The organism is Undibacterium sp. GW821-FHT07F11, assembly GCF_059418665.1.
Genome location: NZ_JBWKQH010000004.1, coordinates 141,051 through 156,836 on the forward strand (window position 1 = coordinate 141,051; position 15,786 = coordinate 156,836).

Annotated in this window: 10 protein-coding genes; 3 read left to right on the plus strand and 7 right to left on the minus strand. The window is 49.7% G+C overall.

Annotated features, from left to right (window positions below):
• Positions 1-748: 748 nt before the first annotated feature.
• A complete protein-coding gene (locus AC07OI_RS11205; protein WP_492702273.1) occupies positions 749-1,093 on the plus strand; it encodes a sensor histidine kinase in 345 nt (114 codons plus the stop codon).
• On the opposite strand, the gene arsH is transcribed toward AC07OI_RS11205, so the two are convergent.
• From arsH to AC07OI_RS11225, 4 genes are all read right to left on the minus strand, one after another.
• The gene (gene arsH / locus AC07OI_RS11210) at positions 1,090-1,824 is read right to left on the minus strand and encodes an arsenical resistance protein ArsH (RefSeq protein WP_495257269.1); all 735 of its coding nucleotides are present in this window, start codon (positions 1,822-1,824) and stop codon (positions 1,090-1,092) included. The genes AC07OI_RS11205 and arsH overlap by 4 nt on opposite strands.
• A complete protein-coding gene (arsC, locus tag AC07OI_RS11215) occupies positions 1,793-2,221 on the minus strand; it encodes an arsenate reductase (glutaredoxin) (RefSeq protein ID WP_495257270.1) in 429 nt (142 codons plus the stop codon). The genes arsH and arsC overlap by 32 nt, the downstream gene beginning before the upstream one ends.
• A 19-nt stretch (positions 2,222-2,240) precedes the next feature.
• Positions 2,241-2,945, minus strand: a complete 705-nt coding sequence (locus tag AC07OI_RS11220) for an MIP/aquaporin family protein (protein WP_495257271.1) — start codon at positions 2,943-2,945, stop codon at positions 2,241-2,243.
• A gap of 66 nt (positions 2,946-3,011) precedes the next feature.
• The gene (locus AC07OI_RS11225) at positions 3,012-3,341 is read right to left on the minus strand and encodes an ArsR/SmtB family transcription factor (RefSeq protein WP_492702265.1); all 330 of its coding nucleotides are present in this window, start codon (positions 3,339-3,341) and stop codon (positions 3,012-3,014) included.
• A 268-nt stretch (positions 3,342-3,609) separates the two neighbouring features.
• Here AC07OI_RS11225 and AC07OI_RS11230 point away from each other — a divergent pair, with 268 nt between their 5' ends.
• The gene (locus AC07OI_RS11230) at positions 3,610-5,631 is read left to right on the plus strand and encodes an ATP-binding protein (protein ID WP_495257272.1); all 2,022 of its coding nucleotides are present in this window, start codon (positions 3,610-3,612) and stop codon (positions 5,629-5,631) included.
• 118 nt (positions 5,632-5,749) lie between these two features.
• Positions 5,750-8,623 (plus strand): beta-galactosidase GalA, encoded by a 2,874-nt coding sequence (galA, locus tag AC07OI_RS11235; RefSeq protein ID WP_495257273.1) that lies wholly within the window; start codon positions 5,750-5,752, stop codon positions 8,621-8,623.
• A 68-nt stretch (positions 8,624-8,691) separates the two neighbouring features.
• Here galA and AC07OI_RS11240 read toward each other — a convergent pair whose 3' ends face one another.
• The 3 genes from AC07OI_RS11240 to AC07OI_RS11250 form a co-directional block, all read right to left on the minus strand.
• Positions 8,692-13,566, minus strand: coding sequence for a hypothetical protein (locus tag AC07OI_RS11240; protein WP_495257274.1), 4,875 nt, complete (start codon positions 13,564-13,566; stop codon positions 8,692-8,694).
• Positions 13,567-13,767: 201 nt separating this feature from the next.
• On the minus strand, positions 13,768-14,598 hold the full coding sequence (locus AC07OI_RS11245; RefSeq protein ID WP_495257275.1) for an alpha/beta fold hydrolase: 831 nt from the start codon (positions 14,596-14,598) through the stop codon (positions 13,768-13,770).
• A 22-nt stretch (positions 14,599-14,620) separates the two neighbouring features.
• Positions 14,621-15,769, minus strand: a complete 1,149-nt coding sequence (locus AC07OI_RS11250) for a pyridoxal phosphate-dependent aminotransferase (protein WP_495257577.1) — start codon at positions 15,767-15,769, stop codon at positions 14,621-14,623.
• Positions 15,770-15,786 lie beyond the last annotated feature (17 nt).

A 15,786-nucleotide genomic window follows, 5' to 3' on the forward strand; every position in this document is an offset into this window, starting at 1 on the left:
GCAGATAAAACAAAACCAGGGTGTTAAAGCAAACCTGAACTATCGTGCAAAAATAAGTGTGCAAAAAAACGGCGACAACAACCCACCTTGAGCTTGCTGGACACTGGCTCAATAACTCAAAAGAATGCTTCAGGAAGGGGATTTGCAGGCGAGAGAATTTATTGCATATACTTATTACTTTATTTGCATGTCAATAGTTCAAGGTTAATTTATTATTAATATTTGTCAAGGGTGAAATGCGTAACAATTTATTACTATCTTATTTTGATGGAAACTTAATACTTAGACGGGCTGAGCATGAAAAAGCTTTTTCATCCCCTCGCTTTTCCATATAGGCTGATTCTATTTATGCTTTCACCTGAGCCCTGATTTAACGCTAACATCAGGACAACTCGCCCTTGATGACCACACTGTCAAAATAATGAGTGATAGCAGGTATGAGACTTGATATTTCTTAAGTGAAATATTATAAAAATAAACATTAAATATCGCGTATTAATCTCTGAGGTGGAAATTGTGAGTCGCTCATTATCATCAGGGGGCAATTGCCAGGATCTGGAAAATATTGGTATGGTGCAGGCTCGTATCGGCTATCATGAAATTCAAAAGAAGCGGAGTCTGAAATTGGACGAGGCATGGGATGTGCCAGCACTTCTTCTGGAATGTCGCTACACCTCTTGAAAATTTCCGGGAAAGGTTAGAACCCTTTTAAAAACGTACAGGTATATCGATATTCTGGAATATAGAAATGTATCAAGGCCAAATCCTTCTGGATGCACCTGCGGTATCGCATTTGTACCGGATATTGCAGGAAGCCATGACCAACATCATGAAGCATAGCCGTGCAACAGAAGTCGTATTCTGGAGTGCCTACGACCATACTGAAAAACAAATGCAATTGCGCATTATCGACAATGGCAAAGTGGATGACATGTGCTTGCCTGCGGACAGGAAAGGGGCTGGCAATGGTGTGCTTTCCATGCAAGCCAGAGCCAGGCAATTGGGTGGCAAGCTGGACCTGGAATTTACTTCGCACGGTAGCACCGTCAATCTGGTTTTTCCCGCATCGATGCAAATGATGCTTAACGATTAAATGGCTCTTTGGTTCACCCGTCTGGTCAATTCCTCTGCGGTTTCCTTGCGTTCGCTATATCTATCCACCAGATAAGGAGCGACATCGCGTGTCAGCAGGGTGAACTTCATCAATTCTTCCATCACGTCAACTACGCGATCATAGTAAGAAGATGGCTTCATGCGGCCAGCTTCATCAAATTCCAGAAAAGCTTTTGCCACCGATGATTGATTCGGTATCGTGATCATGCGCATCCACCGACCCAGTATCCGCATTTGATTGACGGCATTAAATGATTGCGAACCGCCAGATACCTCCATTACTGCCAATGTCTTGCCCTGAGTAGGGCGCACTGCACCAACGGACAAGGGTATCCAGTCTATCTGCGCCTTCATGATGCCCGTCATTGCGCCGTGGCGTTCGGGCGAAGTCCAGACCATGCCCTCTGCCCACTGGGCCAGTTCACGCAATTCCTGTACCTTGGGGTGGCTGTCAGGTACTTCATCCGGCAATGGCAATCCATGCGGATCAAAGATGCGGGTTTCAGCACCCATGGCCTGTAGTAGGCGGGCCGCTTCCTGCGTCAGCAATTTGCTGTACGAACGCTCGCGCAAAGAGCCGTACAGTAGTAGGATGCGCGGCACATGGCTGGAACGCTCAGGTGCAAATAATTGTTCGGCTTCCGGTAGTCTGAACAAGTCCGGTTGCAGGCTGGGTAAGTCATTTGCTGTGAACACGCTTGCCCTCCGCATCAATGACTTGCTCGCCATCTTCCTTGATGAATTCAGCCAGCTGTGGTGAGGGCAGAAGATCCAGCACTGCTTCTGACGGGCGGCATAGCCTGGTACCAAGGGGTGTGACTACCACAGGACGGTTCATCAGTATCGGATGTGCGACCATGAAGTTGATGAGTTCATCATCGGTCCATTTGCTGTCATCCAGACCTAGTTCTTCATAAGGAGTGCCTTTTTTGCGTAAGAGTTCGCGTACCGGCATGTTCATCGCTGCGATCAATTCTTGCAATTTGGTTTTACCAGGCGGTTGCTTCAGGTATTCAATCACTTCCGGTTCGATACCGCTGTTGCGTATCAGGGCCAGAGTGTTGCGTGATGTGCCGCAATCAGGGTTGTGATAAATGGTAATCGTCATATCGCTATCCAGAAAAAAATCAATTGCTTGCAGAGTCTTTTTGTTTCAGTGGGTACAGCCAGCAAAATACAGCCGTTGCTACAGCAGCTCCCAGTAACTGGGCAATAATGAAACCTGGCGCATCTGCCGGACGTATTCCCGCAAAAGTATTGCTGGCAGCGCGCGCCAGGCTTACTGCCGGGTTGGCAAAAGATGTTGATGATGTGAACCAGTAAGCAGCAGTGATATATGCTGCCACTGCAAAGGGTGTGACCGCAGGACGGCTGCGGGTACAACTGATGATGACGGCGATCAAACCAAAGGTCGCCAGAAATTCACTCCACCACTGCGCCATGCCGGTACGCACATGCTCAGATGCAAAGAACAGCGGGTTCTCAAACATGCCATGTGCAGCAGCGACACCGGCAAAAGCGCCCAGCACTTGCGCCAGAATATAAGGCAGCACTTCCTTGCCTGGCATATTCTTCTGGAAAGCTTCTGACAGTGTGACGGCAGGATTGAAATGCGCACCAGATATGCTGCCAAACATCAGGATCAGGGCGACCAGGCCCGTACCAGTGGCAATTGCATTTGCCAGCAAGGCGATAGCGGCATTGCCGCCTGCCAGCCGTTCAGCCATGATGCCGGAACCTACCACCACGGCCAGAAGGAACGCCGTACCCAAGCCTTCAGAAACCAGACGCCGTGCCATTGTCATGACAAGTTCACCTTCAAATATGTGCATGCGAGTTTCATTTTGTCCGGCCTTGGTACTGAGTTCATAAAAATTCTGATGCAGAGTGCAGATAAGTTATTCAGTTGCCACACATGTTTGTATGCCTACTGGCGAGCATGGATTACCGCCACAGCAGTTCTCAGTCAAAAAGCCCAGCATCTGGTTCATTGTGTCCATGTTGGCAGAGTAAATGACAAAGCGTCCTACCTGGCGCGATTGCACCAGATCAGCGTGTGATAACTCTTTCAAATGGAAAGACAGGGACGAAGGAGGGATGCCCAGTTGCTCACTGATCTTGCTGGCCGCCAGCCCGGCAGGACCAACCTGTACCAGCAGGCGGAACAGGGCCAGACGTGATTCTTGTGCCAGGGCAGCCAGGGCTAATAGTGCTTTTTTTGTTTCCATCGTCTTTTCTTTGGCGGCCTATAATTAATTCTATATTTCGATAATAATGGAATTATAGTTGCTTGGCAAAGAAGTTTTTACATATTCCTTAAATGTTTTTAAATGTGGAAGCAATTGCAGGCACGTGAGCTGATACTTTATTTCCCTGCTGCAAGCATGGCAGGCGATTCATTCGCCTATTCAAGGCAGACAACTTACAATATGCCTGCGTCATGATATTGCCCACAGGCCAGATTTCCTTTTCTATCAATCTTGAATGAATACCTTAATGCCAGTAAAGCGAACATCCATCAAGTTAGCCATGTACATGTTCATTGCTCTGGTATGCATAGTCTTGATAGGGAATAGCATCTGGCAGATGTGGAAAACCCATGACATGGCGATGCGCGCCGGCGATGTGGCCGCAGGGAATCTGGCACAGGCGATGGCGCAGCACTCTGGTGATACGCTCAAGGCAGTTGATGTTGCCATCATTTCTGTCATGGACAGGCTGGAGCAGGATGCCAGCTATCTGCAGCAGCGCGACAAACTGACCCTATCCCTGAAGCGTGAGATGGATAAGCTGCCACAGTTAAAACTCATGACTATGATAGGTGCTGATGGCAAAGTCATGGCATCAAGCAGCGCAGGCTTTACCCAGATCAGCGAACTGGAGCGCGATAATCTCACCTATCATCAAACTCACACAGAAACTGGCTGGTATATCAGCAAGTCAGCCAAAGTGATACAGGACGGCAGTTGGGTTTTTTTGATGTCACGCCGCCTGAATCAAAAAAATGGTGATTACACCGGCATGGTGCTGGCGCACATCGATGTTGATTTTCTGCTTAAATATTTCAACAGCATCAATCTGGGTAAAAAAGGTTCCATTGCCATGCTGGCAGATGATGGCACCCTGGTATTGCGCAGGCCGCTGATTGTCGGAGCCCTGGGCAAGAAATACATTAACAGCCCCATCTTTCGCGAACAAATTGCTGCCAACAATTCTGGTACATTCTCTTCCACTTCCAAGCTTGATCGTATAGAGCGTATTGTTGGTTATAGCCGTCTCGAACAATTTCCGCTGATTGCCGTTGCTGCTCTGTCCAGGGAAGAAGTGCTGCAGGGCTGGCGTTCCAGTGCCATCGTGCAAGTAATCGGTAATGGCGTCCTGATCATCATTTTGATCATTTTTGGTCGGGTCATCGTCAGGCAATTTGAAAAGCAATTGCAAGCGGCAGCCAAGCTGTCGCAGCTATCGGCGATCATCGACAGCTCTGAAGATGCCATTATGGGTGAATCGCTGGACGGCATCATTAGCAGCTGGAATGCCGGTGCAGAAAAGCTGTTTGGCTATCGTGCCGACGAAGTGCTGGACCGGTCTTCCAGACTGCTCTATGCAGATGGTGATGTCATCGCCAGTTCTGCACGCCTGGACAGCATCATCAAAGGCGAACGCATCAGCCACTTCGAAGTCACCGGCTTGCGCAAGAATGGTGAAAAAATCCAGCTCTCCGTCGCCATGTCGCCAGTACATGATGGCGGACAAAGTGTCATTGGTGCGTCAACGATTGCGCGCGACATCACCCAGCGCAAGCAGATGGACAATATGAAGGCTGCCTTCATTTCCACCGTCAGCCATGAATTGCGCACTCCGATTACATCCATACGCGGTGCCTTGGGTTTGCTGGAATCCGGCACGTTGACAGAACTCTCACCCAAAGCCCTCCAACTGGTGCGCATAGCCCACAATAACAGCAAGCGCCTGACTGGCCTCGTCAATGATATTCTCGATATGGAGAAAATTACTTCTGGCAACATGCGTTTTGAAATCCAGCGTGTTGACCTGACTGCCCTGGCACTGCAGGCTATCGAGGCAAATACTAGCTATGCGCAAGAACGTCAGACTTCCTTTTCTTTGACTGAGTATCCCAAGTCCGCCTGGGTCATGGGTGACACGGACCGCATCATGCAAGTGTTTGCCAACCTTTTGTCGAATGCCGCAAAGTATTCTCCTGCACATGAGCAAATAGAAATCCGTCTCAAGTACCACGATGATATTTTCAAGATAGAAGTTGAAGACCATGGTGCTGGCATCCCGGTAGAATTCCGCCCCCGTATTTTTGGCAAATTCGCCCAGGCAGAAGAGCATGGCGAAAAGAATCTGGGTGGTGCTGGCCTGGGCTTGAATATCACCAAGAATCTGGTGGAAACCATGGGTGGCAGCATAGGCTTTGAATCTGAGCCCGGCGTGCGTACCGTGTTCTGGTTCACCTTGCCAGCGGCTGCACAGCGTGGTGGTGATTTGTAAGCTTATCAGAACTGAACTTTGATGGAAGATCAGTCAATGTCTTGATTCTTTCTCAGACTGGCGTCGGCGGTAAGCATACTCTCATAAAATATCCGGCACTAATCAAGGGTGCGGGTATATGCTAACTATCATCAAATCACTCAGGCAGGGATGGCGGCTGTGTGTCATCAGCTCCCTGATGCTGATCTCACTTTTATCGGCGACTCCAGCCTTTGCTGAACCAGGGCGTGAACGTCTGTCGCTGGACAGAGGCTGGTTATTCCATCAGGGTGATATCCCCATGCCGGAGATTGTCGGCCATAGTGCTACCTATGGTAATGCCAAGGCAGGTAACGCCCAGGGGGCGGCAGGTACAAAATACAATGACAGTGGCTGGCGCAAGCTGGACTTGCCGCATGACTGGGCGGTAGAAGGTCCTTTCGATCCCAAAGCGAATATCTCGCAAGGCTACAGGCCACGTGGCATTTCCTGGTATCGCCGTTATCTGCGGGTGGATGAAAGTGAGCGTGGCCGCTATTTTGAACTGCAGTTTGACGGCATTGCCACCCATGCCAGCATCTGGGTGAATGGCAATATCGTGCACCGCAACTGGTCTGGCTACAATGCTAGCAATATCGATATCACTCCCTATCTGCGCTATGGCGATGCCAGCAATACCATCGCCATTCGTGTCGATGCAGAGCAAATGGAAGGCTGGTGGTATGAAGGCGCAGGCATTTACCGCCACGCATGGTTACTCAAATCTGATCCTGTCCACATCATGACTGACGGTGTGCATGCTACACCAAAAAAAATCAATGACAGGCAATGGCAAATCCCGGTAGCAGTGACGCTGGACAACAGCGGCAAGCAGGTGGCCAATGTCAAGGTCGAAGTCACGGTGCTTAGTTCCGATGATAAGGTGGTCGCCAGCAAGATACAGTCTGTCAGTGTGCCTGTGCTTGGCCAGGCTATCGCCAAATTGCCAGTAACCATCAATCAGCCACAGCGCTGGACGCTGGATAAACCAGCACTGTATCGTGTTAAAACAGTGGTGCTACAAGATGACAAGGCAATCGATGAGGTGAACCTCAAAACCGGCTTTCGCAGCATACGCTTTGATGCCCGGCAAGGTTTTTTCCTCAATGATCAGCATGTGAAATTGCAGGGGGTATGCCTGCATCAGGATCATGCCGGTGTCGGCGTGGCCGTGCCAGATTCCATCTGGGAATACCGCCTGCGTCGCCTGAAAGAACTGGGTGTGAATGCCATACGCTTTTCCCACAATGCTCCGGCACCTGAAGTGCTGGACATGGTAGACCGCATGGGCTTTCTGGTGATGGATGAAAACCGCAATTTCAATCCCTCTCCAGAGTATATGAAGCAACTTGAATGGATGGTGCGGCGTGATCGCCACCACCCTGGCGTGATCCTGTGGTCAGTGTTTAATGAAGAACCGGTGCAGGGCACAGAAGTCGGTTATGAAATGGCACGCCGCATGACAGCGGCAGTCAAGTCGCTGGATGATACACGCCCGGTCACTGCAGCGATGAATGGTGGCTTTTTTACTGCATTGAATGTCTCACATGCCGTCGACGTACTGGGTGCCAATTACCAGGTGCCTGACTATGACCGCTATCACAAGGCCAATCCCGACAAGCCATTCACCAGCGCAGAAGATACCTCTGCCTTCATGACACGCGGTGAATTTACGACCGATAAAAGCAGGAATATCGTCGCCAGTTATGATGATGACTTTGCCAAATGGGGTAATAGCCACCGTGATGCCTGGCAGGCCATAGACAGCCGCCCCTATGTGGCAGGTGGTTTTGTCTGGACTGGCTTTGATTACCGTGGTGAGCCAACGCCGCATGAGTGGCCCTCAGTGAGTTCAGTATTCGGCATCATGGATATGAATGGTTTTCCCAAGACAGCTTACTACATGCATCAGGTACAGTGGATCAAGGACAGACCGCTGATCCACATTGCACCCCACTGGAACTGGCAAGGAAAGGAAGGCAAGGAAATTCGCGTCATGGTCATGGCCAATGTAGAGCGCGTCAAACTCATGCTGAATGGCCGCGAGCTGGGTGAGCAGCAAGTCGATCCTTACCGCATGAATACTTTCCAGGTCGCGTATGAACCCGGCAAGCTGGAAGCACTGGGCTACAAGGGCGGCAGGGAAGTAGTACGCATCAACGTAGAAACCACGGGCAAGGCCGTTGCATTGGAACTTTTACCTGACCGTGCATCACTGGCAGGTGATGGTCGTGACGCCATGCCCATTACCGTGCGCGCGCTGGATGCACAGGGTCGTGCCCTCCCTGTCGATAACAGCGAGGTCAGTTTTGAAGTCTCCGGCGCGGGGCAATCCATAGGTCATGGTAATGGTGACCCGAATTCGCATGAAGATGAAAAAGGCAAGACACGCAAATTGTTTAACGGCCTGGCACAACTCATCGTGCAAAGTCATTTTGACAGCAGTGGCGAGCTGCTGGTTACCGCTACCGCACCTGGTCTGACAGCAGCCAGTGTGCGCATACCTGTACATAAAACTGCGGGCATTCCTTTTGTCGCAGTCAGCGATGCTCCCACGCTGTATCTGCAAAACTGGCGTATCTCACCAGCATATGCTACGCGACCTGATCCGAACCAGGTATTGGCAGATAATGACATGAATACCTGGAGCTGGGGGCAGCCACCCATGCTGGAAGTTGATGCCAGTGAGATTAATAGCAAGGCGAATCACTTTCACCTGTTCCGCAGTAATTTCACACTGGATAAAAAACTGGCTAGCGGTAAAGCTCGCCTGCTTTTCTCACGCATCAACGGCAAGGCCGAGGTATGGTTGAATGGCAAATTGCTGGGAGCTAAAACTTCTGTAGGCACAGGTGATCTAAGCGTGGACTTGCCCGCCGTCGAAGGGCCAGCGCAAGTGACAGTGCTGGTAGAAGGTGGGCCCGGCAAAAAAGCCGGGCTTGAAGGGAATGTTATTGCCGAGCCAAAAAAATAAATCCGGCTTTTTTGACTCAGCTCATTGATGGGAACGCATTTTTTGCAATGAAATGCGTTCCTTGTAGATTAAAGTTTTCGTGTCGGATCAGTCTTTGCCGTCAATCTGTCAGATATCTGGCTTAATCTGGAGCTGGGCACACTGGGGATATTCAAAAGATCAGATTTGCTTTGCAGGTTTGCGCCAGATGCCATGGTGACAGCTTCATAATGCGCAGCTTTTTGAATGATAACGACATCGTTTTTCCCTGTCTGATTGGTGGGTAATACAACCGGTGTGCCACTTTCATGCGGTTGGACAATCAATACATTCATACTGACATCAAATTTTTTATTAATATGGTTCACCAGTGCCCGGAAAGGCACGTCGTCTGAATACAGCATCTGGCTACCTACTTCAGGAAATTTTTGCTGTAACGCAGTGCGTAATTTTGTCGCCATCTCTGTATGTTGTGAGGTGTAGTCCTTGGTGGCATGCTGCAGTAAAGAAATGATCAGGCAATTCAGGCTATCCCCGTTATTTGGTACTATCGCTATATTCCTGGCCTTCATCCAGCCTTCGACTTTGGGCATCAGTTTTGCCATGCGCTCGCGTTCTTCAGCGATTGCCTGCGTGGCTCTGTTGTCTGATGCTGTACCTGCCTGTGACCTGGGTGTCGGTAAAATACTGCCAGCGACCAGTTTGTCGGTATCATTACCCGGATTGTCGAACGCAGTTCCCTGCATCTCAGTGATTTTCTTCGCTGCTATCGTCGCCCCTTTTGCATCAAATGGGGATTTCAAAGATTCGCTAGTGCTGGCATTCTTTTCAGTTTTTACCTGCTGGGTGCCATTAATAAAGCTTTTCTGTAAACTGGAAATGCTCTTGCTGGCTTCGCTGGTTTTTTCACCAGTCTTAAATGAGCCCTGCACATCCGATTTTTTTTCCAATGGAGTAGCCTTGATCAGGGCAGAGCGCTTAGCCAGTTCCTTGAATGCCTCAACCCTGATGCGGTCAGAGACTGTCATATTCTTTGAAATGATCTCAAGCTCGACGGGCTTAAGTTCGCGCAGGGTCTTTCTCTCAGGCCGTTTGATATCTGCGACAGCTGACTTTAACGCGCCAAACAGACCTTTCTCGCTTGAGCGCCTTGCATCCATGCGCGTGATCGTGTCAGTCACCTCTTTTGCTATTTCAGCGTGAGGTGTCTTGATGCTGAAGCCATCCCTGCGGTGTTCTGCATGTACCATAGCCGCACTATTTACCTGCTTGGTGACATCAATGATGTTGACGAAATGATTGAATATATGACGTCCATTGGGGCTCTCAAAATAAGCCAGACGTTGTTCTACAGAAGACAATTGACTGATTGCCGCTTTTTCCTTTTCCCAATCGACGCCGTCAGGCAGTTGCATGCTGCGTATCTGGGTCAGCAGATTTTCAGGTGGCCTGGCAAAAGGGTCGCTATTGTCCTTGCTTGACCCCGGTGCAAAATGCGCCACTTCGTTTGCCATCGTCGCCGCACGTTTATAAGGCTCCTGCTCAAAATACCAAAAGAATTCATTGGGCATGGTCATGGTGGAAATATCATATCCAGCCTTGCTGATTGACTGATATTCCTGATGCTTTTCGATCAGTTTGATGAATAAATCCGGGTTGCTGAAATACTGGTTCTTTATCCGGGGATTCGCGCCAAACATCTCTGACAGCGATGCATCATCTTTCTTCCCAAGGTCCAGCATTTGTTTCAGGTCAGAGAAACGCAACATCAGATAACTCAGGTCCGGGCCAATAATTTCATTCACTACCGAGGTGGTCGAATCTTTGTTGCTCAGGCTTAAAGAAGTCACACCTGCCTTGGTCACAATCAATGGGACGGAAATGCTCATGCCGCTATCGGTATTTGCCAGACCACGGATACGCTGCATTTCAAAGCGCGTTCTGGATCCTACCTCCGGCATTCTGTGCAGCTTCAATTCTATGGATGCACCGGCTCCCTGATCTGCGACTACCCCTTGCACACTACGCAATTGCTGGCAGGCTTCGTCTGTCATGGACCTTAAATCCTGGGATGATGTGCCGGGATACATTTTCTCCAATGCCAGCATCAGCCCCTTTTCTGCCAGCTTGCCTGTGATCGGCTGGCCTGCATTTGCGCTGATCGTCAGGACGATGAATTGTCCCAACCGCCCGGAATTGATTTGCGAAGAAGCATTTTGTACCCTCGCTTCAACCGAGATGGACATATTCCCGACCTGTGTCGTGAAGCTGGGATTATGTGCGCCATCTTCTTTTGTCTGGCCGGTTTGTGCAGGCAGGGTATCTAAGACATTGAAATTTGAACCACCAGACCCCGTCAGCTTTGCCGAGTAGTCCTGTCTTTGCCAAAGCGCACGTTCTTTCAGCAGCATATGCTCTGACAAGGTCTCATGCTTAATAGGCAGCATGGTGCTATCCATGAGTTCACGTAATTTTGCGTACTCATGATCAGCCGTTTTAATCACTGCAATTTTTTGTTCTCTCACAGCTGGATCTGTGATTGGATTACTTGCCTCTTCCCTGGCGATTTCTCTCTTGAGCAAGCTCAGGTGCGTACCGGCAGATGCCAGTACCAGGGAAATTCCATCATAGCTTTCAGCGACAAATTTCTCTGGATCTTTCAATGCATTTTGCACGCCTTGCGGATTTTTACCTTGCCAGATTTCAGTATTGATTGCATCGTAAGCTTTTTCTCTTTTCGCCTGGAATTCATCTCTTAATGCAGGTGGCAGGAAACGGTCCGGCTTGGCTAACACAAGATTGGCATTTTCAAGATAGTTGCCATACATCTTGTGCACTTCTTCAAGTGCAGATGTCAATCCGGCCAATTTCTCAACATCTGGAGTAGTAATGGTGGTTCTGAATTGTTTGGGAACCTGACCAGTGTTGCCATAAAAATGCTGGGCTTCTGACGGTAATTTATTCGTAGCACCAGGTGTAACCTGTTCCATGATTTCGCGCAGGGAGTGGTACAAATGCAATCGTGGATTATTCAGTTTCTCAAGCCGCTGATGGACTTCCATGGTTTGTGCCATGTCATGCAGATGTGCCGGATCCAGCAAGCGATGTGCAGGCTCTGCTGTTTTGATATGCATCGCCAGATTTTTGACAGTCAGCTCGCCTCCGAACTTGCCACTAGCTGCAGACCATAGGCCCTCATTATGCTTTTTTCCAATATCAGCAGCCAGGGTGGCAGTCACACTATTGATCGCCGGTCTCATGGTTTTATTGTTGGCATACCCCACTGAATCAGGGATAGACGCATTGATGGGTGAGCGTAATTTATCAGTAGTCCCGGCAGCCCCGGCACTCTGGTTTTTATTCACCAGTTGCGCCGCACTGGGGTAGGCTGCTGCAAACAATGCAGCTATCCTTTTTTGTCCCAGCATGGCGTCTGCCGCGTCGGCGATATGCATCAGCTTTGCCGTGTTGTAGCCTTTGCCGAGCTTGGCATCATTCAGATAAGTTGGTTCTGTGGCGTCACTCTCATAGCGCCTGCCAACCACGAATTTGGCAATTTTATTGTAAGTTTCTTTGACCTTGGTCAGTGCTTCAGCGCTTTGTCCAGCCGAACCCTGGCTCAGTAACTGGTTCGCATGCATGTTTGCGATCAGCTTTGCCATCTCGGCGGCGCTTGCTGTTTCAAAGAATTTTGTGCCAAATTCTGCTTTCACCTTGCCGCTGGCATCGTAACCCCAGCCATTTATTTTATTGCCGTAACCACCTTTGATTTGTCCGCCCAGCATTTCCCAGTAATTGGCATCACCATCTTCATCAATGCTCAGGACATTGGTTTTTTGCAGGTTGCCACCGAGATTACCAAGGCCAAAGAAGGAATGCTTGGCACCTATGCTTTTTGATACCACCAGACTGGCACCAGGAATACCTTTATCTATTGTCGGTGCGGCGTTTTCCATGTTTTTAGCTTCTGCCGCCGCGTATTTGTCCAAAATAGCCGGGGCTGCTGCAGTCAGATGTATGCGCTTCAATTCAGTGAGCAGGGCACCCATGCAGCTATAAGTCAATGCCAGTTCAGGCTCAGGCTTGAACAGGGGGCGCTGTATGGTTGAGCCTGCCAGATTGCGCGCCAGCTTTCTTGAATCGCTTGACGCTTGTGAAAAGCTCTCGCGAATTTTTAAACCCAGCTCATCTTCGGGCAAGCCATTTTTGCTGGTGGCCAAAGCCAGGACACTATGAAGCTGCTCAACTATCTTTGCTCTTCTTTTTTCGCGTAAATCCAGCGGGCTGGCCGGTACTGGCGGTAATTCCTGTATCAGGGTGCGCACTGTTTTTGCCAGGTTTTCTCTGTTGATTGCACCTGTCACAGGATCAATTACAGGTCCCGGAACAGCCTGGGCTTTTTGTGTGCTTGATGTAGGGGCATGCTCCTTGTTCTTGAGCTGGGAGAGCAATTGCTGTTGCATGGAATTGCTGCTGGCAGGTCGCTTGCTTTCAGAACTGTTTTTTTGCTCAGGATTGGGTGTCAGCTTGTCTGTATCTGCTTTGTGTTGCGAGTTGGTGAATGAATCGGCAGGAGAGTGACTGCGTCCTTCCTGCATGCCTTGCTTGAATATGTCATTCAGCGACTCTGAGCTGCGCTGAGAAGATGTTGCTGTGCCAGTTGCCTTGACAGGATTTCCCGCAGCCTGCTCTTTCAGATAGCCATTCCAGGATGCGATCAAAGAACCTTTGGGCAAGTTCAGTTGCAATGCTGGTGCGCCCGATTTTTTCAAATCGTTTTGCAACTTCATATGCAGGTAATGATTGCGTTGCGAGTAGGTCGTGCCGCCCGCTGTGTCCCTGCTGCTTGAGCGTGAGACATTCATATTCACCGTGTCAGTGGACGACGAGGTGGGCGATGCAGCAGGCTCATGCTTCTCAAAGCTTCGGAGGGAATAATTATCAGCTTTAATGTTGCTTATCATCTTGCACGCTCGCTAGTAATGAATTATTAACGACTTTAGCGGGCAAACGGAAAATGATTTAATTGAAATACACTATTTGTTGTAAATTTAATTTTGTTAAATTGTTATTGCTGTAAACCAACTTGTGAAAAATACGCTTGTGCTTAAAACCCCGGCCGTCCATATCGCTTGCGTTTCTTGATGGTAAAGAATCAGGGTGGCTTAACTGAGGATAAGCAGTTTCTCCGCTGCCATCTGAAAATTGCTAATCTCTTCCCACATCACCGCAGGATTGGAATACATGGGAAAGTGGCCGCATTGTGGGATTTCAGCCAACTGGACACCATGATTGGCGATGTGAGGTAAATAAGAGAGTGAGCGGTTTTGGTCGCCATACATGAACATTTTCGGGCAAGCAAGATTTAAGAACTTACTCATTAATTCACCATTGTCAGACAATTCAACCATGGACTTGAATATGCCAGGAACTGCGGCAGCACGGACTTTGTGAGGCAGGCTGGCTGCGTACAATGCACTGGCATAGGCGGGAGAATACAAGGTCCTTGCAATGAAGTCTTTGAAAAATCTCTCTGGATCAAGCTGTGGATAATCAATGATTTGCCTGCTCAGAAAACAATCTTCGGGCGCGATATTGCCTTCTATATTGACAAAACTGAGCACACGTTCCGGATTTTGGTACGCCAGTATCAGGGCAGTCAAGCCACCCATGGAATGACCAACCAGATGAAAGTGTTTGATAGCCAGGCGCTCGAGTACCGCCAAGGCCGTACTCACCAGAAAAGGAATGGATACCTGGGTAAGATCCGCACATGTGCTTTCGCCGCATCCGGGTGCATCATAGGCGACGAAAGGATGACCGGCAAAGTTGGTGTGACGCAGGATATCGGCATAGTCTTCTTTGGTAGAGCCAAAGCCGTGCAGAAACACGATAGGGGAGAATTCGCCATGACGATGGATCGCCGAAATGTTGAGTTCAGTGCCTGCCATGCAAAAAGACAGATTTGTCTTTTGAAATTCTTTTTGTGCATTCATGTATTGCTCCTGGTCTGGGCATCTATCGTAGTGCTTTACAAAACTGTTTGATGGCGGTGCAAGCCCGGCGCAGGGATGCATTGTCCAGGGCATAAGCGATCCGGATGTAAGGTCCCAAGCCAAACGCGCTGCCATGTACCGCGGCCACACCGGCTTCATCCAGCAAAGCATAGGCAACATCCTCGTCGCTTGACAGCGTGGCTCCTGCCGCCGTGGTCTTTCCTATCAATGCAGCAACAGAGGTGAATGCGTAAAATGCGCCATCAGGGTTTTCACATCGCAAGCCCGGCGTATCATTCAGCATTTGTACCACCATATTGCGCCGCGCTTCAAATACAGATCTCGATTCCTGAATAAAATCCTGCGGCCCGGTAAGGGCGGCGAGTGCTGCATATTGTGAGATGGAACAAGCCCCGGATGTTTGCTGGCCCTGGAGTTTCTCCATTGCATCAATCAACCAGCGGGGGCCAGCGCCAAAACCTATTCGCCAGCCCGTCATGGCATAGGCCTTGGATACTCCGTTCATGGTCAAGGTTCTGTCTCGCAAGCGCGGCTCAACCTGAGCCATGGTATGAAATGAAACGCCATCAAAGATCAGGTGCTCATAGATATCGTCTGACAGAACAAGCACGTGGGGATGCTGGAGTAAAATTTCGGCCAGTGCGACGAGCTCATTACGCGTGTAGACGGCACCAGTTGGATTGGAAGGTGAGTTGAGGATCAGCCAGCGTGTTCTGGGCCCGATTGCCTGTTGCAGGGCGGCAGGTGTAAGTTTGAAGCCGCTGGTGTGGTCACAAGGAATGATGACGGAAGTGGCCCCACAAAGCTGCACCATCTCAGGGTAACTGACCCAGTAAGGTGCCGGAATGATGACTTCATCGTCAGCGTTAAGCGTCGCAGCCAGTGCATTGTGGATCACCTGTTTGCCACCGCTGCAGATGATGGTGTCTTCCCAACTGGTGTTTATGCCATTTTCATTGCGGAATTTATCCGCGACAGCCTCACGTAATGTCCGCATGCCTGCGACCGGTGTATAGCGAGTGTGCCCGGCTTCAATTGCAGCAATGGCAGCCTCCCGGACATGCGCAGGCGTGTCGAAATCCGGCTCGCCTGCGCTCAGGGAGATGATTTTCGCACCCGAGGCACGACGTGCCGCCACGCGGTCTATCATGCGGTAAGTGGCCGAGG

Coding starts and splice junctions, on each gene's coding strand:
- arsC (WP_495257270.1), bottom strand. CDS start 2,221: ATGACGATTACCATTTATCACAACCCTGATTGCGGCACATCACGCAAC.
- AC07OI_RS11220 (WP_495257271.1), bottom strand. CDS start 2,945: ATGCACATATTTGAAGGTGAACTTGTCATGACAATGGCACGGCGTCTG.
- galA (WP_495257273.1), top strand. CDS start 5,750: ATGCTAACTATCATCAAATCACTCAGGCAGGGATGGCGGCTGTGTGTC.
- AC07OI_RS11245 (WP_495257275.1), bottom strand. CDS start 14,598: ATGAATGCACAAAAAGAATTTCAAAAGACAAATCTGTCTTTTTGCATG.
- AC07OI_RS11240 (WP_495257274.1), bottom strand. CDS start 13,566: ATGATAAGCAACATTAAAGCTGATAATTATTCCCTCCGAAGCTTTGAG.
- arsH (WP_495257269.1), bottom strand. CDS start 1,824: ATGCGGAGGGCAAGCGTGTTCACAGCAAATGACTTACCCAGCCTGCAA.
- AC07OI_RS11225 (WP_492702265.1), bottom strand. CDS start 3,341: ATGGAAACAAAAAAAGCACTATTAGCCCTGGCTGCCCTGGCACAAGAA.
- AC07OI_RS11230 (WP_495257272.1), top strand. CDS start 3,610: ATGCCAGTAAAGCGAACATCCATCAAGTTAGCCATGTACATGTTCATT.
- AC07OI_RS11205 (WP_492702273.1), top strand. CDS start 749: ATGTATCAAGGCCAAATCCTTCTGGATGCACCTGCGGTATCGCATTTG.
- AC07OI_RS11250 (WP_495257577.1), bottom strand. CDS start 15,769: ATGATAGACCGCGTGGCGGCACGTCGTGCCTCGGGTGCGAAAATCATC.